We start from the raw sequence: 20,393 nt of genomic DNA on the forward strand, positions 1-20,393 counted from the left end.
GACACCGATCGCACCCGACGTCGCACTATCAACAGCCCTGTGGATAACCGAATACCTGTGGACAAACGCATACAGGAGGGGTCGCCCACACTCTGACTCGAGCACGGCCAGGCGCGCTCTCGTGACCGGCCGCGAGTCCACTCGATGTGCCATTGACTGCCGGAAAGGCCACCAAATGTCACATTGAGTGGACGGCGGGGCGGCAACAGGCAACCCACCCACCTCAGCGGGGATACCGTCTATCTTGCAACTCGTGCGTTCTTATTTCGGGAGTGAGACATGACGGCGACAGCAGTTCCCTCGGATCGGTCGGGTACTACGGCACCACGGTCGTTTTCGCCGCCGCAGCGCGGTCGGTTGAGTGAGGTTCCGCATATCGCGGGGCTGGTGCTCGGTGTGTTCGCGGCGGCGCTGTTTCTGTGGAGTCTGTCGCCCACTTTGCGGTATCTGGTTCATGCGCCGCGGGAGTATGTCGACACGTATTACTTCGATGCTCCGGATACGAGTTTGTCGTGGGCGTTGGTTGTCGGGTTGTTGGCGGCGGCGTTGGCGAGTCGGAAGCGCATTGCGTGGTGGCTGCTGACGATCTATTTGGTGTTGTTGGCGATCACGAACGTCGCGGAGGGCATCGAGGACAAGAACGTCAGTTCGTGGATTGCGTTGGCGGTTCATGTCGTCGTGACGGGTCTGCTGATCGCGTCGCGCAAGGAGTTCTACACGCGGGTTCGGCGTGGTGCGGTGTGGAAGGCGCTCGGGGTGCTCGTGCTGGGAGCGGCCGTCGGCACGATTGTCGGGTGGGCGTTGGTGGCGTTGTTCCCGGGTTCGTTGCCGGAGGGTCAGACGTTCCTGTGGGCGTTCAACAGGGTGACGGCGTTGGCGACGGTGGACAACGAGCAGTTCGACGGTAGGCCGAACGGTTTTGTCAATACGGCGTTGGGACTGTTCGGAGCGCTGGCGTTGCTCGGTGCCGTGGTCACGTTGTTCCGGTCGCAGCGGTCGAGCAATGCGTTGACCGGCCGCGACGAGTCGGCTCTGCGCGGCCTGCTCGACAAGTGGGGTGCCGACGATTCCCTCGGCTACTTCGCGACCCGCCGCGACAAGGGCGTCATCTTCGCCACCAGCGGCAAGGCGGCGGTGACGTATCGCGTCGAGGTCGGGGTGTGTCTGGCCAGTGGTGACCCGATCGGCAACCCCGAGGCGTGGCCACATGCGATATCCGAATGGCTCGACCTGGCCGAGAAGTACGGCTGGACCCCAGCTGTCATGGGGGCCAGCGAGATCGGGGCCACGGCCTACAAGCGGGCCGGCCTGAGTGTTCTCGAACTCGGTGACGAAGCAATCCTGAAAACCAAAGATTTCAACCTCAATGGACGCGAGATGCGTCCCGTGCGTCAGGCCGTCAACCGGGCTCGCAAAGCGGGTGTCGTGGTCACCGTGCGTCGTCATCGCGATATTTCGGCCGAGGAGATGGACGAGATCATTGCGTGCGCGGATGCGTGGCGCGATACCGAGACCGAGCGTGGTTTCTCGATGGCGCTGGGCCGGTTGGGCGATCCGCTCGACGGCGATTGTCTTCTGGTGCAGGCGGTTCAGGGCGAGAAGATCGTCGGTGTTCTGTCGCTGGTGCCGTGGGGTCGGACCGGCGCGTCGTTGGACCTGATGCGCCGCGATCCGGCGTCGCCGAACGGTGTCATCGAGTTGATGGTGACCGAACTTGCCACCGGCGCAGATCATTTCGGTGTCAGCAAGATTTCGCTGAACTTCGCGGTGTTCCGTGCTGCGTTCGAGGAGGGTAGTCGGATCGGGGCCGGTCCGGTCCTGCGAATCTGGCGCAGCGTATTGGTGTTCTTCTCGCGCTGGTGGCAGCTCGAGGCGCTGTATCGCTCGAATGTGAAGTACTTGCCGGAATGGGAGCCGCGCTACCTGTGCTTCGCCGACAATCGGGTGCTGCCGAAGGTCGGTGTCGCGTCGGCCATCGCCGAAGGCTTCTTGACTCTGCCGACCTTTCGGCGCGCCTCGAAGCACACCGGGTCCCACGTCGCGGTGCCGGCAGCGTTGGTCGACGCCGAGGACATTCATCCCGACGGCAGCGGACCCGAGACTCCCGCAGACGACACCGTGCCCGGACGTAAACGTCCCGACCAGGTACGCGTGCGCATGGCCAAACTCGATCGTCTCGAAAGTGACGGCATCGAGGGCTATCCCGTCGCCTATCCCCCGACTCACACCGTCGGTGAAGCGGCGGCATCGCCCCAGGGCACGACGGTGCGAATAGCGGGTCGAATACTGCGCATTCGCGACTACGGCGGCGTGTCGTTCGCCGTCATCCGGGACTGGTCGGCCGATATTCAGGTGCTGTTCGACCGCGAACGCGTCGGCGACAGAATCGAGGAGTTCGATGCCGACTTCGACCTGGGTGACCTCATCGAAGTCAGTGGCACCATCGGATACAGCAGGCGTGGTGAACTGTCGCTGTTGGCCACCGAGTGGCGAATGAACGCCAAATGCCTGCACCCCCTGCCAGACAAGTACCGCGGTCTGACCGATCCGGAAGCGCGAGTACGGCAGCGGTACGTGGACCTGGCGATCAACCGCGATGCGCGCGCGCTGATGATCGCACGCTCGAATGTGGTGAAGTCGCTTCGTGATTCACTGAGCGATCGCGGCTACATGGAGGTCGAGACACCGATCCTCCAGCAGGTCCACGGCGGTGCGAACGCTGCCCCGTTCGTCACCCACATCAATGCCTACAACCTGGATCTGTACCTGCGCATCGCGCCGGAGCTCTATCTCAAGCGGCTGTGCGTCGGCGGCATGGAGAAGGTCTTCGAGATCGGCCGGGTGTTCCGCAACGAGGGAGCGGACTTCAAGCACAATCCGGAGTTCACGATCCTCGAAGCGTACGAGGCACACAGTGACTACGAGCGCGCAATGGTGTTGTGCCGCGAACTGATTCAGCGTGCCGCCGTCGCAGCCCACGGCCGCGAGATCATCCTGCGGCCCGACGGCCCGGACGGCGAGATGATCGAGATCGACATCTCCGGGGAATGGCCCGTCAAGACACTGCACGGTGCCGTCGCCGAAAAATTGGGTGTCCCCGTCGAGCCGTCGACGCCCCTGGACGAGCTGCAGCGGCTGTGCGACGAGAACGACATCCCCTACGAGAAGTCGTGGGATGCGGGTGCCGTCGCCCAGGGCATGTACGAGCACCTGGTGGAGGACTACACCGAATTTCCCACCTTCTACAAGGACTTCCCGACGTCGATGTCGCCGTTGACGAGACCGCATCGGAGCATCCCCGGCGTCGCCGAAAAGTGGGACCTGGTGGCGTGGGGGGTCGAACTGGGCACGGCCTACAGCGAGCTGACCGATCCCGTCGATCAACGTCGACGCCTCACCGAGCAGTCGTTGCTGGCTGCGGGTGGCGACGAAGAAGCGATGAGCTTGGACGAGGACTTCCTGCAGGCGCTCGAGCACGGGATGCCCCCGACCGGCGGCCTCGGAATGGGCGTCGACCGCGTCGTCATGCTCATCACCGGCGGCAGCATTCGCGAGACACTCGCATTTCCGCTGGCCAAACCGCGACAATGACGGTCTTCCCGAGGCGATCCTCCACGGGAAAGTTGCAAAACGGGGCGAATGGTGGAAACTGGAGGCTCAAACAAACTTCGAGTAGGCAATGCATGGTGGGGACGAAAACATGGATCACGGGAATCGAACCGAGCGCGAGGCATTGTTTCCCGTGAAACATCCTCCCGGGCGGTACATCGAAGTGGACGGCCAACGTCTGCATCTGTTCGTCCGGGGAACCGGCCCCACGATCGTTCTCTGCGGCGGCCTGGGCAGTAACTGGTTCGACTGGAACGACACCGTCGATATCTTGAGCGCCCGACATCATGTCGTGGTTCTCGACCGCCCCGGCTTCGGACTCAGCGACCCTCTGCCCGATGGCGCCACTCCCACCGTCCGCGGCGAGGCCGACAGGATCGTCGGCGTCCTCGACGCGCTCGGTGTCACCGAGCCGGCCGTCGTCGCGGGTCACTCGATTGCCGGCTTCTACGCAGAAGCGGTGGCCCGGCTGTACCCGTCGCGCATACGTGGTGTTCTTCTCCTGGACTCGAGCGCCGAGTCCGACCCCCGCCGCATCCTTCCGGCGGCTCTGCGAGTGCGCGCAGCGCATTCCCTGTCGACGCTCCTGAGCCGCACGGGCCTTCAGCGTCTCGTCGGCCCGCGCGTCCGACCGATACTCAACCAGGCGACGCCACCCGACGGCACACCGAAGGACGTCGTCGACTGGGTCGACGACATCTACCGCAGGCCCACCTATCTCACGGCTGCACTCGTCGAAGATGTCGTCTACCCGGACCTCGCGGCCGAACTGAACCGACTTCGGAAGCGATTGCCACTGGTCGTTCCCGTTATCGTCGCGGCCGCCCACACCGGACGCCCGTCCCCGTGGGGACGCAGATGGATCAAGACCCAGCGCAAGCTGGCCACATACTTGCGAGCCGATTTCACCGTCGTCATACCCGCCCATCACCACGCCATGATCGACAAACCCGCCGAGGTTGCGGCGCTCATCACCGAACTGGTGTGAACCTCTCCCGTCGACGCACGTAACGTGTGTCGACGAGCCCGTAGCCCAAGACCCGAGCCGAAGCTCGGCGATGGCGCGGTAGCACGAGAGGAAATTGAAGATGGGTGCGATCAGCACAACGCAAGGTCGACAGTCGAAGATGCTCGGTCTGGGCGTTCACCGCCCCGAACGGATAGTCACCAACGATGAGATCTGCGAGTTCATCGACTCCAGCGACGAGTGGATTCAGACGCGATCCGGCATCAAGAACCGCCGATTCGCCGATCCCGAAGAAAACGTCGTCCAGATGTCGATCTCGGCAGGCCGAAAAGCACTCGAAGCCAGCGGCATCTCCGCCGAGCAGGTCGACACCGTCATCGTCGCGACCTCCACACACCTCGAACTGACACCCCAAGCAGCCGCCAAGGTTGCCCACGGACTCGGCACCAAAGGACCGGCCGCGTTCGACATCTGCGCCGGATGCGCAGGCTTCTGCTACGCACTCGCCGTCGCATCGGACCTGGTCAAGGCCGGGACCTCGCAGTACGTCCTCGTCATCGGAGCCGAGCAGCTCAGCGTCACCACCGACCCGTACGACCGCACCACCCGCTTCATCTTCGCCGACGGTGCCGGAGCCGTCGTCGTCGGACAGAGCGACGAAACCGAAATCGGACCCGCCGTATGGGGATCCGACGGCTCGCAGTCCGACGCCATCGTGCAGACCACGGACTGGTACGAATACATCACGACAGCCAACATGGAACGACCCTGGATCAGGATGAACGGAATCTCCGTCTTCCGCTGGGCTGCATTCGAGATGGGCAAGGCCGCGCAGAAGGTACTCGACGTCGCCGGCATCAAAACTGACGAACTGCACGCCTTCATCCCGCACCAGGCCAACAGCCGCATCACCGATCTGCTGGCGAAGAGTCTCAACCTGGACGAAGGCACCGCCGTCGCCAACGACATCGCCGAAACCGGCAACACCTCGGCTGCGTCCATCCCCCTGGCAATGGAAGAACTACTGCGCACCGGAAAAGCCAAAGCCGGAGACACCGCACTCCTGCTCGCCTTCGGTGCAGGACTGTCCTACGCCGGACAAGTCGTCAAACTCCCGAAGCTGTAATCACTCCACCTGTCCGCAGCCCACACCCACCCGCAGTCCACCTATCCGCAGTCCACTCGATGTGACATTCAGTGGCCTTTTCGGCAGTCAATGTCACGTTGAGTGGACTCGGGCCGGGTGGGGTGGGTGCGGGTGGACTCGGGCCGGGTGGGCGGTCCGCCGAAGGTCTGGCCGAGTCAGCTCTCGGGTCGTAGTGTTGGTTCATGCCCAAGCCTCCGTTGCCCGTTGATGCTGTCGAGTTGCTGAAGAAGGCGAATCCCGCTGTCATGGCGGTGGTTCGTGCCGATGGAACTCCGATCACCGCGCCCACGTGGTATTTGTGGGAGGACGGGAAGATCGTGCTCAATTTCGATGCCTCACGTAAGCGGCTGGAGCACATTCGGGCCAATCCCAAGGTCTCGATTTCGGTGATGGACGAGGCCAGTTGGTATACGCATGTGACGGTGCACGGTTCGATCGAACTGCAGGACGACCCGGATCTGGTGGATATCGATCGCATCGCGACGCATTACACCGGCGAGCGGTATCCGGTTCGCGATCAGCCGCGCGTGACCGGCTACGTGACCGTCGACGCGTATGTGGGCTGGGGCAAGGTCGGTTCGTAGACGTCGCGTTGCCGCTTGCGACGGTCCAACTCAGGTGCAAGACTCCCGCAATGGTCAATCCGCAGGGTGAAGGTAGCGACGCGTTCGAGAAGGACGAGCCGTACGGGGGTCAGCAGTACCCGCCGTATCAGGACCCGAACACGAGCTACCAGAACCCGCAGTACGGACAACCCCAGTACCAAAACCCTCAGTACCCGAACCCTCAGTACGGGCAACCCCAGTACGGACAGCCGCAATACGGTCAGGCCCCGTATGTCGGAGCGGGTTTTCGGCCGGCACCCGCCACGAACACGTTGGCGATCGTGTCGCTCGTGTTGGCGGTGTTGGGTCTGACGTTCATCCCGCTGATCGCGTCGGTGTGTGCGGTGGTGTGTGGCCACGTTGCGAAGGGCCAGATCAAGCGCACCGGCGAGGGCGGGTCAGGATTCGCGACGGCAGGTCTGATCGTCGGCTACGTGTCGGTCGCCCTGTTCGTCCTCGTCGTGGCTGCTATTTTCATCTTCGCGATAGCAGCCTCGAATTCATCCACGTATTGAGTTCGGTTGCTGCGCCAGTCGGCCGTTCATCGCTGCGGCCCACAGGCCGGCGATGACTGCCAACGCAATGACGAACAGCGCCAAGGCGTTCCATCCGAGTGACTGAAAGACCACTCCGCCGAGCCAGCCGACGACGGACGATCCTCCGTAATAGAACAGGTTGTACAGCGATGTCGCCTGCGCCCGTCCGTGGACGGCTCGCTGGCCGGTCCATCCCGACGCGATGGCGTGGGCGGCGAAGAATCCCATCGTGAAGATCACCAGCCCGGTGAGGATCACGGCCAGGTTCGACGCCATCGTCAGTGCGACTCCGGCGATCATGGTGGCGGTCGATCCGGCGAGGACGATCGACCGGCCGTGCTTCGTCGCCAACTTCCCCGCCACTCGCGAGGACACCGTGCCACTGAGGTAGGCCACGAAGATCAGGCTGATCAGAGACTGTGGAAGTCCGAAAGGTGCTGCCTCGAGCCGGAATCCGAGGAAGTTGTAGACCGCGACGAATCCTCCCATCAGCAGGAACCCCTGGCCGTACAGCGCCAGCATCCCCGGCTCTCGAAGATTCACCCACAACCGACCGGGTAGGTCACCGATCTTGCTGTGCACGAGGGTGGTTCGCGGCCGCGGTGCCAACCACACGAACAGTCCTGCTGCCAGCGCCGCGATCACCGACACCGTGAGGGTTCCGATTCGCCAATTGGTCTGTTCTGCAACGGGTCCTGAGACTATTCGCCCCAGCAGCCCACCGAGCGTCGTACCGGACACGTAGGTCGCCGCTGCCAGCGCGGTGTGATTGCGGTGCACCTCCTCGCTGAGATAGGCGATCGCGATGGCCGGAAGTCCACCCAGCGCAGCACCTTCGAAGAATCGCAGGACCAGCAGCACCTCGAGAGAAGGCGACAGAGGCACCAGCAAACCCAGTGTCGTCGCGACGAGTATCGAGGCGGTCATCGCTCGAACGCGTCCGATTCGGTCGGCCGCTACCGACCACGGAATGACCGACACCGCGACGCCGACGGTCGCCAGGCCGACGGCGAGCGAGGACTGAGACGGAGTGATGTCGAGACTGGACGCGATCAGCGGCAGAATCCCCTGTACCGAGTAGAGCTGCGCGAACGTCGCCACTCCGGCGAACAGCAGCGCCAACACGAGACGCCGGTACTCGGTCGATCCCTTGGGATGCCCCTCCCACTCCAGAACCTCGGGCTGCGTCGTAGTCATGTCCAAGACGTTAGAAGCGCTCACGGTATACGTCCAATGCATGAGACCTCAGCGTTCGATACGTCAGCGGTATGCTTCGCCCATGCGCCGCCAGACCACCGAGCTGCTACCACTTCTGCCGACACTGGTCGCGGTGGCGGACACCGAGCACATCACCGACGCCGCCCACGTCCTGGGAGTCCCGCAACCCACCGTCAGTCGGCAGGTCGCCCGCGCATCGGCGATCCTCGGCGTCGACATCGTGGAACGACGGGGTCGCGGCATCGTGCTGACCAGTGCCGGCCGCGTCCTCATCCCGTATCTGCAACGAGCCCTGAGCGACATCGATGCCGGTATCGACGCCATGACCGAGCACGACGCCCGAGCACGTGGCCGCATAGCCGTCGCGTTCCAGAACACACTCGGTGAGGACGTCGTGCCCGCACTGATCCGGCACTTTCGCGTCGACCATCCCGCGGTGACGTTCGATCTCGACCAAGGCGCACGCGCACGCTGCCTGGATCGCCTCGCAGACCGCACGTCCGACCTGGCGTTCGTGTCTTTGAGCGCCGAACACACCGACACGAATTCCTTCCAGCTGTACGACGAGCGGCTGATGCTGGTGGTCCCCGAACATCACCGCCTCGCGTCGCGGAAGACGGTCGATCTCGCAGACACCGCCGACGAGAACTACATCGCCATGGGTCACGGCTTCGGAATGCGATCCATCTGTGACGAGTTGTGGGCCGATGCCGGGTTCAGTCCGCGCATCGCGTTCGAGGGACAGGACACCCATACCGTGCGCGGACTCGTCGGCGCCGGCCTCGGCATCGCCATCCTGCCGCGGATCCGTGCACACGGCGCCGAGGGTGGAACGGTCGACGTGGGACTCACCCAACCGGCTGCGCGCAGGCGAATCGGCATGGTGTGGGAGCCGGGAACGGACATGCCCCGCCAGGTGGCGGCCTTCCGCTCGATGGTGCAACGCAGTGGACGCACACTCGTGATTAGGTGAGTCGATGCAACTGGTTCTGGTACGGCACGCACTTCCGCGACGATCGGAGTCCTCGGCCGATCCCGATCTCGACGAACTGGGCGTCGAACAATCCCGCAGAGTGCCCGATGCGCTGGCACGCTTCACGGTGTCCCGAGTCGTGTCGAGTTCGCAGCAACGCGCGATCCGGACCGCGCAGCCACTCGCCGAACGGCTCGGTCTTGAGATCACGACCGACGACCGTCTGACCGAGTACGACCGGGACTTCGGCGGCTACGTCCCGATCGAGGCCGCGAAGACCGAATTTCGCGACGCCTACGACCGCATCAAGGCCGGTCACCTACCCGAGCAGGTCGACGAACAGGCCTTCCGCCGGCGAGTTCTCGCCGGAGTGGCCGATATCGTCTCGACCGCCGCGCACTCCGATACCGTCGTCCTCTTCGCTCACGGCGGCGTCGTCAACATGCTGTTGCAAGACATTCTGCAGACCCCGAAGGTGCTCGGATTTCCCATCGACTACTGCTCGGTGACGCGTGTGCTCTTCTCCCGCAGCGGTGCCCGATCGGTCTCGTCGGTCAACGAGACCGCCCACGTGTGGGACCTGTTGCCGCGCAACCGACAATCCACAGAGACCTCTTAAAGTCCCTGGTAGAGGGGCAGAACGGTCGCTGTGGATCGCTCCGAGTGGTCGGTGCGGCCGGCGGTGGCAGTTAGCCTCGAAGTCATCATGGGTGAAATGCGCATCTTCCGACGTCCTGCCGTTGCTCTCGTCGCACTGGCGTTCCCTCTGGTGGCTGTGGGTGCGTTCGCACTCGGCACCGGCTACGATCTGGGCGGAGAATCGACCACGACGACCGCCGTTGTCGCAGACACTCAGCAGGCCCCGGCCGAGGCACAGCAGACGGCCGATCCCCTGTCCAAGGCCAGGAGCAGCCTCAACAGCGCCTCGCTCCCGATCACCTTTCTCTCCAGCGGCATCGGTCAGCTGACCGAAGGCGGAACGCAGCTCAACGACGGCGTCGGCCAACTTGCCGACGGCATCACCCAGGCTCACGACGGAACCATCCAGCTCGCCGACGGGTTCGGCCAGTACCGCGACGGCATCGGCCAGCTCGGTGACGGCGCATCGCAGATCAGCGGGGGTGTCGACCAGGTCGTCGACCAGCTCGCCGGATTCGGAGCTCTGCAGGCCGACTTCACGGCAAAGCTCGCCGCCACGGCAGACACGGTCGATCGCTTCCCGCATCCGGGATCCGACGCGATTTCCGGCGAGATCCGCGGAGTGATCGACAACCTCAACACTCAGGCGTTCGGTCCCGATACGCTCGCTCAACTGCAGACCCTCAAGGGTGGTGCTCAGCAGCTGTCGACCGAACTGAACGACCCCAACAGTCAGTTCCTCGGTGCCACCGCGCAGCTCGGCGACGCAACCGTGCAGTTGCGTGACGGACTCGGCCAGCTCGACGACGGCGGGCAGCAACTCAAGGCCGGCACCGATCAGCTCGTGACGTCGGTGAAACCCGTCGAGGGGATCGTCAACGGCATCGCCACCAATGTGCGCGACGCCTCCGCCGCCCTCCCGACAAAGGCGGCCGCCACGACCGATGACGCCACCTCCGACCAGAACATTGCAGCGACGGCGACGAGCACCGGTACCGGTGCCACCCCGTATCTGATCGCCGCCCTCGTGGCACTCGGAGCTCTCGGCTGCGTCAGCCTCGTGCGGGTCCTGGGCAGGGACACCAAGCCGCGGTGGCTCGCCGTCGGAGCGGCCGTCGCCGCAGTGGGTGTCAGCGCGGCCGTCGCATTCGCCTTCGCCACCGACGCCGCCCTCGGACCGGTGATCGGAGCCGGCGCGTTCCTCATCGTGTCGGCCGCGGCTTATCTCGCCACCGCAGGTGCCATTCAACGAGTGCTCGGTGCTGTGGCGGGCCAGATCGTCAACGTCGTCGCCCTCGTGGTGCAGGTCGTCGTCTGCGGCTTCGCGTACGCATCGACGGCACCGATCTGGGGAGACGTCGCAGCCTTCATGCCGATGAGCTACACCGCCGCCGGTGCCCGCATCATCGCGTCGGGAGAGATGAGCGGGACCGGGTGGCTGGCGATCGGTGCCACGGTGGCGCTGCTTGCCGTCTCGGCACTCGTGTACGTCAGCGCGCGGGCAGGCTCAACCGACGGGCCGGAGCGGGTGGATGGCGGGCGGGGCCGCGAGATGGGCACCGAATTCGCTTAGCGCCTGCTGCAGGTGCGGGGTTTGCATGTGGCCGTCGAGGTCCTCCTGCGATTTCCATACCTCGATGGTGATGAAGGTGCCGGGCTCGACCGCCGACTCGAACAACTTGTAGGAGACGTTGCCGCTCTCCTTGCGTGACTCGGCGACCAGAGCCACGAGCCCGTCGCGCACGGTGTCGATTGCGTCCGGCTTGGCGGTGATCGTCGCGACTACCTCGAGATCGTTGATCATGCGGAATCGGTTCCTTCGTTCGGCGAGACACACTCTTCCTCACCGAACGTACTCCCGACCCACCTAAGGTGAGGTGTCCACGCGGGAAGGGAAGAAGCAGTGAATCAGACGGCAACCGAGGATCGCGCCACGAAGAAGGAATGGCTCGGCCTCGCGGTACTGGTGGTGCCGATCCTCGTGGTCTCCATGGACATGTCGGTGCTGTATCTCGCACTGCCCTTCATGACGGCCGATCTCGAACCCACCAGCAACCAGACCCTGTGGATCCTCGACATCTACGGATTTCTGCTGGCCGGTCTGCTGATCACCATGGGCTCGCTCGGCGACCGTATCGGACGGCGGACCCTGCTGATGGTCGGCGCGGTGGTCTTCGGCGCGGCATCGCTCGCCGCGACGTTCTCCACGTCCCCCGAGATGCTGCTCGTCGCACGTGCTCTGCTCGGAGTGGGCGGAGCCACCATCGCGCCGAGCACACTGTCGTTGATCCGCAACATGTTTCACGACCCTGCGCAGCGCAAGGAAGCGATCGGCCTGTGGACCGCCGGTTTCGCAGGCGGCGCAGCCGTGGGCCCGGTTGTCGGAGGCGTTTTGCTGGAACACTTCTGGTGGGGTTCGGTCTTCCTGATCAACATCCCCATCATGGTCGTGCTCTTCGTTGCGGCCCCGCTACTGGTCCCCGAGTTCAAGGACAGCGACCCCGGAAAGTTCGACCCGATCAGCGTGATCCTCGCGATCTCGTCGATGCTCTCGATCGTGTTCGCCATCAAGCACGGGGCCCAGGACGGTATCGACGCCACGACGATCACCACCGCGATCCTCGGCCTGGCACTCGGCTTCGTGTTCGTCATCCGGCAACGCAAGGCATCGAACCCGCTCATCGACGTGACGCTCTTCGCCGAACGTGCTTTCAGCGCTGCAGTCGTCGTGCAATTTCTGGTCATCTTCTCCATGACCGGCTTCAGCCTGTTCGCCTCCCAGTACCTGCAGCTGGTTCTCGGACTCGGACCACTCCGCGCCGGACTGTGGTTGCTGATTCCCGCTGCCGCAGCGGCGGCCGGTGCCGTCACCGCACCGACGATGAGCAAGGTGATCCCCACCGGCACCATCATTTCGGCGGGCCTGCTGTCCATCGTCTTCGGCTGCGTCGCACTGATATTCGTGCAATCCGACTCCGGCCTGCCGCTGCTGCTGACCGGAATGGCCCTGGTCACGTTCGGAATCGGAGCAGCATCGACTCTGAACTCCGACATCGTGCTGACCGCTGCGGCCCCCGAAAAGGCCGGGGCTGCATCGGCATTGTCGGAAACCGGGGCCGAGCTCGGCGGTGCCGTCGGCATCGCGATTCTCGGCACCATCGGCAGCACCGTCTATCGACACCGCATGGAGGACGCCATCCCGGCGGGCACACCGGCCGAGATCGCCGATCCGGCCCGCGAAACCATCGGCGGCGCAATAGCCGTGGCCGACTATCTGCCGGAGCCATTCGCATCGCAGTTGACCGACGTAGCGCACTCGTCCTTCATCGACGGCTTCAACCTCGCCGCCGGTACGAGCGCCGTGCTGATGTTCGTCAGTGCCGTGGTCGTGTTCCTGCTGCTCCGTCGGGTTCCTGCTACTCCGTCGTAGTCAGACCGCGTCGGCGAGGTAACGCGCCAACCACCGCGTCGCCGACACTCCGTCTCCGACGTCGTACGTCTGATATTCCTGGTGGATGCCCGAGCGGTAGAAGGCCTCGATTTCCCGCTGACGCTGAGCGTTGGCCTGATCCGACAGCTGCCCCTGCAGTACGGGTAAACCACCGGACGCAGCGAGGTCGGCGATCAACGATTGTGCTTCCTGGGTGTACTGATCTGCGACGTCGGGCGCAGGGTTGGACGACACGGCGAGGAAGCCCGCGAGTCGCGCCACGTAGTCGTCCTTGGGCGTCGAGCAATACAGATCGCCGACGGCGCAGAACGTGCGCACCACCGGACTGACGTAGCCGAATCCGCCGACCCTGGGTCCACCGACGCCGGTACCCACCACAGGGGGACCGACCAGGGCGTCGGTGTCCGACCGCTTCGGATCGGAGACGAGCCCGACCGCCACCACCTTGTCGGCCGGAACCACCCCGAGACCGGTTCCGATGGACGCGGCGAGATCACCGGCCGCGTCCGCTCCCTGGCTGTAGCCGATGATGCCAAATTTCGTTGCGCCGCAGCGATCCGCCATCGCCTTCAGCATTCCGCCTGCGTTGGTGACGGCAGCAGCACGCGACTGCCCGTACACCTCGCCCTCCCACGGGAACGCGGTGGCGGGATACGAGACGTACTCGGTGCGGATGTCGCCGCCGAGACGATCAATGACGTCGGTCAGCATCCCCGGCTTGGGCGCAGCACCGGAGCTGGTCTCCCACGTTCCCGGAATCGCGACGACGTACATCGAGGGACAACCGCCGGGATCGGCGACGGCGGGCGACGCCCCGACGACCAGACCGGACGCAACAGCTGCAGCGACGCCGACACCGGCGCAGAATTTCTTGACACTCATGGGGAGGGGGCCTCACTGGGTGATCGAACGCTTCTTGTGTTCGATCACCACAATGACAGCGGCCTGTGACCATCCGATGCCCACATGGTTAACGGACGTAACCGTGCGTCACACGGTTCGCCGCCACCCGTCGGGATCGGTCCCGCCCGTCGGGATCGGTCGCGCCCGTCGGGATCGGTCGCGCCCGTCGGGATCGGTCGCGCCCGTCGGGATCAATGCGGCTTTCAGTCGCTCAGAGTGCAACAAAGGGACATTGATCCCGACGGGACGGGCGAAAAACTACCTACCGCTGCGGCGCCTGGGTGGGCACGATCGGCGACGGCAGTGCGGTTGCTCCCTGCAGGAAGGTGTCGACGGCGGCCGCGCAGGAGCGGCCCTCGGCGATGGCCCACACGATGAGCGACTGACCGCGGCCCATGTCTCCGGCGACGAAGACGCCAGGGACGTTGGTGACCCACTCGTTGGTGCGCTCGACGTTTCCGCGCTGGTTGAAGTCGACGCCCAGGTCGGTCAGCAGACCGCCCTTGTCGGGTCCGACGAAGCCCATGGCGAGGAGCACGAGATCGGCTTCGAGGGTGAACTCGCTGCCTTCGATCTTCTCGAACTTGCCTGCCTTGAACTCGACCTCGCAGGCTTCGAGTGCGGTGACCTTGCCGTTCTCACCGACGAAACGCTCGGTGTTGACGGAGAAGACGCGCTCGCCGCCTTCCTCGTGTGCGGACGCGACGCGGTACATCAGCGGGTACGTCGGCCATGGGGTGGAGGTGGCGCGCTCCTCGGGCGGACGCGCCATGATCTCGAACTGGTGGACGCTTGCCGCGCCCTGACGGTGCGAGGTGCCCAAGCAGTCGGCCCCGGTGTCGCCGCCGCCGATGATGACGACCTTCTTGCCCTCGGCACTGACCGGCGGCTGCTCGAAGTCGCCCTGCTGGACGCGGTTGGCGTGCGGCAGGAACTCCATGGCCTGGTAGATGCCGTCGAGTTCGCGGCCCTCGATGGGCAGGTCGCGCCAGGCGGTGGCACCGCCGGAGAGGACGACGGCGTCGAACTGCTCACGCAGTTCGTCGGCCGAGATGTCAACGCCCACATCGACACCCGTGCGGAAGACGGTGCCCTCGGCCTCCATCTGCGCGAGCCGACGATCGATGTGGCGCTTCTCCATCTTGAACTCGGGAATGCCGTAGCGCAGCAATCCGCCGATGCGATCGGCACGCTCGAACACGGTGACGGTGTGGCCGGCGCGGGTGAGCTGCTGCGCAGCAGCAAGTCCCGCCGGTCCGGAGCCGACGACGGCGACGGTCTTGCCGGTCAGGTGCGTCGGGTAGACCGGCGTGACCCAGCCTTCCTCGAAGGCCTTGTCGATGATCTCGACCTCGACCTGCTTGATGGTCACCGGATCCTGGTTGATGCCCAGGACACACGCCGCCTCACACGGAGCGGGGCACAACCGTCCGGTGAATTCCGGAAAGTTGTTGGTGGCGTGCAGGCGATCGATGCTGTCGCGCCAGCGATCCTTGAACACCAGGTCGTTCCACTCGGGAATCAGGTTCCCGAGGGGACAACCGTTGTGGCAGAACGGAATGCCACAGTCCATGCATCGGCTGGCCTGGGTGCGCAGAGTGTCCTTCGAGAAGTCCTCGTAGACCTCTTTCCAGTCCATCAGGCGCAGATCGACGGGCCGCCGCTTGGGTACTTCGCGAACCGTGTTCTTCAAAAATCCCTGTGGGTCACCCACGAGCTGCCTCCATGATCGCTTCGTCCACGTCCGCGCCGTTCTTCTCGGCTTCGGAGATGGCCAGCAGTACCTTCTTGTAGTCGCGAGGCATGACCTTCACGAAATGGTTCACCTGCTGTGACCAATCCGCGAGGATCCGCTCGGCCACCTCGGAGCCGGTCTGCTCCTGGTGACGAGTGACGATGTCCTTCAACCAGGTGAATTCGTCGCCCTCGAGCTCGTCGATGTCGACCAGCTCGGTGTTGAGGTTGGCCTCGAACGTCTTGTTCGGATCGAAGATGAACGCGACGCCGCCGGACATGCCGGCACCGAAGTTTCGTCCCGTCGTGCCGAGGATGACGACCTTGCCGCCGGTCATGTACTCGCAGCCGTGATCGCCGACGCCTTCGACGACAGCAACGGCACCGGAGTTACGAACCGCGAACCGCTCGCCGACGACGCCGCGGATCAGGGCTTCACCGCTGGTGGCACCGAACAGGAACACGTTGCCGCCGATGATGTTGTCCTCGGCCACGAAGCCCTTCGGAGCGTTCAGCGACGGTCGCAGCACGAGATGTCCACCGGACAGGCCCTTGCCGACGAAGTCGTTGGCGTCTCCGTTGAGGCGCAACGTCATACCGGAGGGCACGAACGCACCGAAACTGTTGCCGGCCGAGCCGGTGAACGTGATCTCGATGGTGTCGTCCGGGAGGCCGACGCCGCCGTAGGCCTTGGTCACCTCGTGTCCGAGCATCGTGCCGACGGTGCGGTTGACGTTAGTGATCTTGGACTCGAACGCGACCTTCTCGCCCTTGTCCAACGCATTGCGGCTGGCCGAAATCAGCTGCTGATCGAGGGCCTTGTCGAGACCGTGATCCTGAACGCCTGTGTTGTACAGGTTCTGGTTCATGAACGCCGATTCGACCTCTTCGAGGATCGGCGACAGATCGAGCTTCGACGCCTTCCAGTGCTCCTTGGCCGCGGTCGTGTCGAGCAGACCGACCTGGCCGACGGCTTCGTCGAGCGTGCGGAAGCCGAGCTCGGCCATGAGCTCACGTACCTCTTCGGCGATGAACATGAAGAAGTTCTCGACGAACTCGGGCTTGCCCGCAAAACGCTTGCGCAGCAACGGGTTCTGTGTCGCAACACCGACGGGGCAGGTATCGAGGTGGCAGACGCGCATCATGATGCAGCCCGACACGACGAGCGGAGCGGTGGCGAAACCGAACTCCTCGCCGCCGAGCAGAGCAGCGACCATGACGTCGCGGCCGGTCTTGAGCTGGCCGTCCACCTGCACGACGATGCGATCGCGAAGACCGTTGAGCAGCAACGTCTGCTGGGTCTCGGCCAAGCCGAGCTCCCACGGTCCACCTGCGTGCTTGACCGACGTCAGCGGCGTCGCGCCGGTGCCGCCGTCGTGGCCCGAGATGAGCACCACGTCCGCGTGCGCCTTGGACACACCCGCCGCAACGGTGCCGACTCCGACCTCGGAGACCAGCTTGACGTGAATACGAGCCGACGGGTTCGCGTTCTTCAGGTCGTGGATCAGCTGCGCCAGATCCTCGATCGAGTAGATGTCGTGGTGCGGCGGCGGCGAGATCAGACCGACACCCGGCGTGGAGTGCCGAACCTCGGCGACCCACGGGTACACCTTGTGAGCCGGAAGCTGGCCGCCCTCACCGGGCTTGGCTCCCTGCGCCATCTTGATCTGGATGTCGGTGCAGTTCGTCAAGTAGTGCGAGGTGACGCCGAAACGTCCCGACGCGACCTGCTTGATGGCACTGCGTCGCCAATCGCCGTTCTCGTCCGGCTCGAAGCGCGAGACGTCCTCGCCGCCCTCACCGGAATTCGAGCGTCCGCCGAGACGGTTCATCGCGATGGCGAGGGTCTCGTGTGCCTCGGCCGAGATGGAGCCGTAGCTCATCGCGCCCGTGGAGAAACGCTTGACGATCTCGCTTGCCGGCTCGACCTCGTCGATCGAAATAGCCTGTCGCTCTTCGGTCTTGAAGCGGAACAGACCGCGCAGCGACGCGAGCCGCTCGGACTGGTCGTCGACCATCTTCGTGTATTCCTTGAAGATGTCGTACTGACCGGTGCGGGTGGAGTGCTGCAGCTTGAAGACGGTGTCGGGGTTGAAGAGGTGGTACTCCCCTTCCCGACGCCACTGGTACTCGCCGCCCGTCTCGAGCTCACGGTGTGCGCGTTCCTGACGGTTGTCGAGGTACGCGACGCCATGTCGCGCTGCGACGTCGTCGGCGACCTGATCGAGATCGATACCGCCGAGATGGCTGTTTAGCCCGGTGAAGTACTCGTCGACCAGTTCCTGCGACAGGCCGATGACCTGGAACAGCTGGGCTCCGGTGTACGACGCGAGAGTCGAGATGCCCATCTTGGACATCACCTTCAGCACGCCCTTGCCTGCAGCCTTGATGTAGTTGCCGACGGCCTTGTCGAAGTCGATGCCGGTGAGGGCACCGCGCTCGATCATGTCCTCGATCGACTCGAAAGCCATGTACGGATTGACCGCTGCCGCACCGAATCCGATGAGCAGAGCCATGTGGTGGACCTCGCGGGCGTCACCGGCTTCGATGATCAGACCCACCTTGGTGCGCGTCTTCTCACGAACGAGATGGTGGTGCACTGCCGAGGTGAGGAGCAACGACGGGATCGGAGCGAGCTTCTCACTGGACTCTCGGTCGGAGATCACGATGATCCGCGCCCCGCCCGAAATGGCAGCGGAAACCTGAGCGCGGATGGCCTCCAACGCCTTTCGGAGACCTTCACCGCCCTCGGCAACCGGGTACAGGCCACGCACGACCACCGAGCGCAGCTCTTCCTGCGTGCCCTCGTCGTTGATGTGGACGAGCTTGGCGAGGTCGTCGTTGTGCAGGATCGGCTGGGGCAGCACGATCTGCTTGCAGCCATCGGCGCCCGGGTTGAGCAGATCGCCCTCGGGACCGATGGTGCCGCCGAGGCTGGTGACGATCTCTTCACGGATCGCGTCGAGCGGCGGGTTGGTGACCTGGGCGAACAGCTGCGAGAAGTAGTCGAACAACATCCGCGGACGTGCCGACAGCACGGCGATCGGGGTGTCGGTACCCATCGAACCGATGGCCTCGGCACCGGACTTCGCCATCGGCGAGACCAGCACGTTCAGTTCCTCGGTGGTGTATCCGAAGATCTGCTGGCGGATCAGCACGCGATCGTGCGGCATGTGCACGTGCGGCCGCTCGGGTAGATCGTCGATCGACGTCAGGCCCTCGTCGAGCCACTGCTGGTAAGGGTGTTCGGCGGCGAGCTCGTCCTTGATTTCGTCGTCGGAGACGATGCGGCCCTGTGCGGTGTCCACCAGGAACATCCGGCCCGGCTGCAGACGCACCTTGCGGACGACCTTGGACGGGTCGATGTCCAGCACGCCGACCTCGGAAGCCATGACGACCAAGCCGTCGTCGGTGACCCACAGGCGGCTGGGGCGAAGACCGTTGCGGTCCAGAACTGCGCCGATGACGGTGCCGTCGGTGAAGCACACCGAGGCCGGTCCGTCCCAGGGCTCCATCAACGAGGAGTGGTACTTGTAGAACGCCCGACGCGCGGGGTCCATGGATTCGTGCCGCTCCCAGGCCTCGGGAATCATCATCAGCACGGCATGCGGCAGGCTGCGGCCGCCGAGGTGCAGCAGTTCGAGCACCTCGTCGAAACGTGCTGTGTCACTGGCTCCGTGGGTGACGACGGGGAAGATCTTCTCGAGCGCTTCCGAGCCACCGAACACGTCGGAGGTGATGAGGGCCTCGCGGGCGCGCATCCAGTTCTCGTTGCCGGTCGCGGTGTTGATCTCACCGTTGTGTGCGACCCGGCGGAACGGGTGGGCCAACGGCCACGACGGAAACGTGTTGGTCGAGAAACGCGAATGCACGAGTCCCAGTGCACTTTCGACGCGCTCGTCCTGCAGGTCGAGGTAGAAGCCCTTGAGCTGGGGCGTGGTCAGCATGCCCTTGTAGACGAACGTCTGCGAGGACAGTGACGGGAAGTACACGGTCTCGCGACCGGGGCCGTCCTTGCCTGCGCCCTCTTCACCCAACTCGTGTTCGACGCGCTTGCGAATTACGAAGGCACGACGCTCGAGTTCGAGGTCGGTGATCGCCGCGTCGGGAGCGGAGAAGAACAACTGACGGAACGTCGGCATCGCGTCGCGCGCCAACGCGCCCAAGGAGGAGTCGTCGGTGGGGACCTCACGCCATCCGAGGACGGTCATGCCTTCGCTCTCGACGATGCGCTCGACACCCTCGCACGCGCGTGCTGCGTCGCTGCGGCCCTGCGGCAGGAATGCGACACCTGTTGCGTAGGCACCGGGTGCGGGGAGCTCGAAATCTACGACGGCGCGGAAGAACGCGTCCGGTACCTGGATCAGAATGCCCGCACCGTCGCCGGTGTTCGGTTCGGAGCCCGCGGCACCGCGGTGCTCGAGGTTGACCAGTGCGGTGATCGCCTTCTCGACGATGTCGCGACTGCGGCGACCGTGCATGTCCACCACGAATGCGACACCACAGGAGTCGTGTTCGTTGACGGGATCGTAGAGGCCTTGCGGGCCCGGAGTGTGCTTCATACCTAGCCTTCGGATAAGTCCAGCCTTGAAACTCGTCGGCGACGGTGTG

At 64.5% G+C, this 20,393-nt stretch carries 14 protein-coding genes; 9 read left to right on the forward strand and 5 right to left on the reverse strand.

Annotated elements, in window-relative coordinates:
* Positions 1-279 precede the first annotated feature (279 nt).
* The 5 genes from lysX (at position 280) to CH281_RS27205 (ending at position 6,843) form a co-directional block, all read left to right on the forward strand.
* Positions 280-3,591, forward strand: coding sequence for a bifunctional lysylphosphatidylglycerol synthetase/lysine--tRNA ligase LysX (lysX, locus tag CH281_RS03830; RefSeq protein ID WP_032367601.1), 3,312 nt, complete (start codon positions 280-282; stop codon positions 3,589-3,591).
* Positions 3,592-3,700: 109 nt separating this feature from the next.
* Positions 3,701-4,597: an alpha/beta fold hydrolase gene (locus tag CH281_RS03835; RefSeq protein ID WP_179273856.1), complete on the forward strand. Its 897-nt coding sequence runs from the start codon at positions 3,701-3,703 to the stop codon at positions 4,595-4,597.
* A 100-nt stretch (positions 4,598-4,697) separates the two neighbouring features.
* Entirely contained in the window at positions 4,698-5,702 is a 1,005-nt protein-coding gene (locus tag CH281_RS03840; RefSeq protein ID WP_027494965.1) for a beta-ketoacyl-ACP synthase III, read from the forward strand.
* 203 nt (positions 5,703-5,905) lie between these two features.
* Positions 5,906-6,307, forward strand: coding sequence for a PPOX class F420-dependent oxidoreductase (locus CH281_RS03845; protein ID WP_032367602.1), 402 nt, complete (start codon positions 5,906-5,908; stop codon positions 6,305-6,307).
* A 50-nt stretch (positions 6,308-6,357) separates the two neighbouring features.
* Complete coding sequence (locus tag CH281_RS27205; RefSeq protein WP_094693015.1) at positions 6,358-6,843, forward strand: DUF4190 domain-containing protein; 486 nt, start codon at positions 6,358-6,360, stop codon at positions 6,841-6,843.
* Here the strand turns inward: CH281_RS27205 and CH281_RS03855 are convergent.
* Positions 6,829-8,061 (reverse strand): MFS transporter, encoded by a 1,233-nt coding sequence (locus CH281_RS03855; protein ID WP_032367604.1) that lies wholly within the window; start codon positions 8,059-8,061, stop codon positions 6,829-6,831. The two genes, CH281_RS27205 and CH281_RS03855, sit on opposite strands and share 15 nt — an antisense overlap.
* Positions 8,062-8,143: 82 nt before the next feature.
* On the opposite strand from CH281_RS03855, the gene CH281_RS03860 reads away from it, so the two are divergent.
* The 3 genes from CH281_RS03860 to CH281_RS03870 all read left to right on the forward strand — a co-directional run bounded on the left by CH281_RS03860 (position 8,144) and on the right by CH281_RS03870 (position 11,267).
* Entirely contained in the window at positions 8,144-9,055 is a 912-nt protein-coding gene (locus CH281_RS03860) for a LysR family transcriptional regulator (protein WP_094693017.1), read from the forward strand.
* A gap of 4 nt (positions 9,056-9,059) precedes the next feature.
* Entirely contained in the window at positions 9,060-9,674 is a 615-nt protein-coding gene (locus tag CH281_RS03865) for a histidine phosphatase family protein (protein ID WP_032367606.1), read from the forward strand.
* 63 nt (positions 9,675-9,737) lie between these two features.
* Complete coding sequence (locus CH281_RS03870; RefSeq protein WP_256983349.1) at positions 9,738-11,267, forward strand: phage infection protein; 1,530 nt, start codon at positions 9,738-9,740, stop codon at positions 11,265-11,267.
* On the opposite strand, the gene CH281_RS03875 is transcribed toward CH281_RS03870, so the two are convergent.
* Complete coding sequence (locus CH281_RS03875; RefSeq protein ID WP_032367959.1) at positions 11,202-11,495, reverse strand: putative quinol monooxygenase; 294 nt, start codon at positions 11,493-11,495, stop codon at positions 11,202-11,204. The genes CH281_RS03870 and CH281_RS03875 overlap by 66 nt on opposite strands.
* A 102-nt stretch (positions 11,496-11,597) precedes the next feature.
* On the opposite strand from CH281_RS03875, the gene CH281_RS03880 reads away from it, so the two are divergent.
* Positions 11,598-13,124: an MFS transporter gene (locus CH281_RS03880; RefSeq protein WP_032367607.1), complete on the forward strand. Its 1,527-nt coding sequence runs from the start codon at positions 11,598-11,600 to the stop codon at positions 13,122-13,124.
* On the opposite strand, the gene CH281_RS03885 is transcribed toward CH281_RS03880, so the two are convergent.
* From CH281_RS03885 to gltB, 3 genes are all read right to left on the reverse strand, one after another.
* A complete protein-coding gene (locus CH281_RS03885) occupies positions 13,125-14,027 on the reverse strand; it encodes a cutinase family protein (protein ID WP_094693019.1) in 903 nt (300 codons plus the stop codon).
* A 283-nt stretch (positions 14,028-14,310) separates the two neighbouring features.
* Positions 14,311-15,762 (reverse strand): glutamate synthase subunit beta, encoded by a 1,452-nt coding sequence (locus tag CH281_RS03890; protein WP_032367609.1) that lies wholly within the window; start codon positions 15,760-15,762, stop codon positions 14,311-14,313.
* Complete coding sequence (gltB, locus tag CH281_RS03895; RefSeq protein WP_032371414.1) at positions 15,755-20,344, reverse strand: glutamate synthase large subunit; 4,590 nt, start codon at positions 20,342-20,344, stop codon at positions 15,755-15,757. The genes CH281_RS03890 and gltB overlap by 8 nt, the downstream gene beginning before the upstream one ends.
* Between the last annotated feature and the right edge of the window lie 49 nt (positions 20,345-20,393).

Source organism: Rhodococcus sp. 06-221-2 (assembly GCF_002258365.1).
In the GTDB taxonomy this organism is placed as follows: Bacteria; Actinomycetota; Actinomycetes; order Mycobacteriales; family Mycobacteriaceae; genus Rhodococcoides; species Rhodococcoides fascians.

Coding starts and splice junctions, on each gene's coding strand:
- lysX (WP_032367601.1), top strand. CDS start 280: ATGACGGCGACAGCAGTTCCCTCGGATCGGTCGGGTACTACGGCACCA.
- CH281_RS03860 (WP_094693017.1), top strand. CDS start 8,144: ATGCGCCGCCAGACCACCGAGCTGCTACCACTTCTGCCGACACTGGTC.
- CH281_RS03840 (WP_027494965.1), top strand. CDS start 4,698: ATGGGTGCGATCAGCACAACGCAAGGTCGACAGTCGAAGATGCTCGGT.
- CH281_RS27205 (WP_094693015.1), top strand. CDS start 6,358: ATGGTCAATCCGCAGGGTGAAGGTAGCGACGCGTTCGAGAAGGACGAG.
- CH281_RS03855 (WP_032367604.1), bottom strand. CDS start 8,061: ATGACTACGACGCAGCCCGAGGTTCTGGAGTGGGAGGGGCATCCCAAG.
- CH281_RS03865 (WP_032367606.1), top strand. CDS start 9,060: ATGCAACTGGTTCTGGTACGGCACGCACTTCCGCGACGATCGGAGTCC.
- gltB (WP_032371414.1), bottom strand. CDS start 20,344: ATGAAGCACACTCCGGGCCCGCAAGGCCTCTACGATCCCGTCAACGAA.
- CH281_RS03835 (WP_179273856.1), top strand. CDS start 3,701: ATGGATCACGGGAATCGAACCGAGCGCGAGGCATTGTTTCCCGTGAAA.
- CH281_RS03845 (WP_032367602.1), top strand. CDS start 5,906: ATGCCCAAGCCTCCGTTGCCCGTTGATGCTGTCGAGTTGCTGAAGAAG.
- CH281_RS03885 (WP_094693019.1), bottom strand. CDS start 14,027: ATGAGTGTCAAGAAATTCTGCGCCGGTGTCGGCGTCGCTGCAGCTGTT.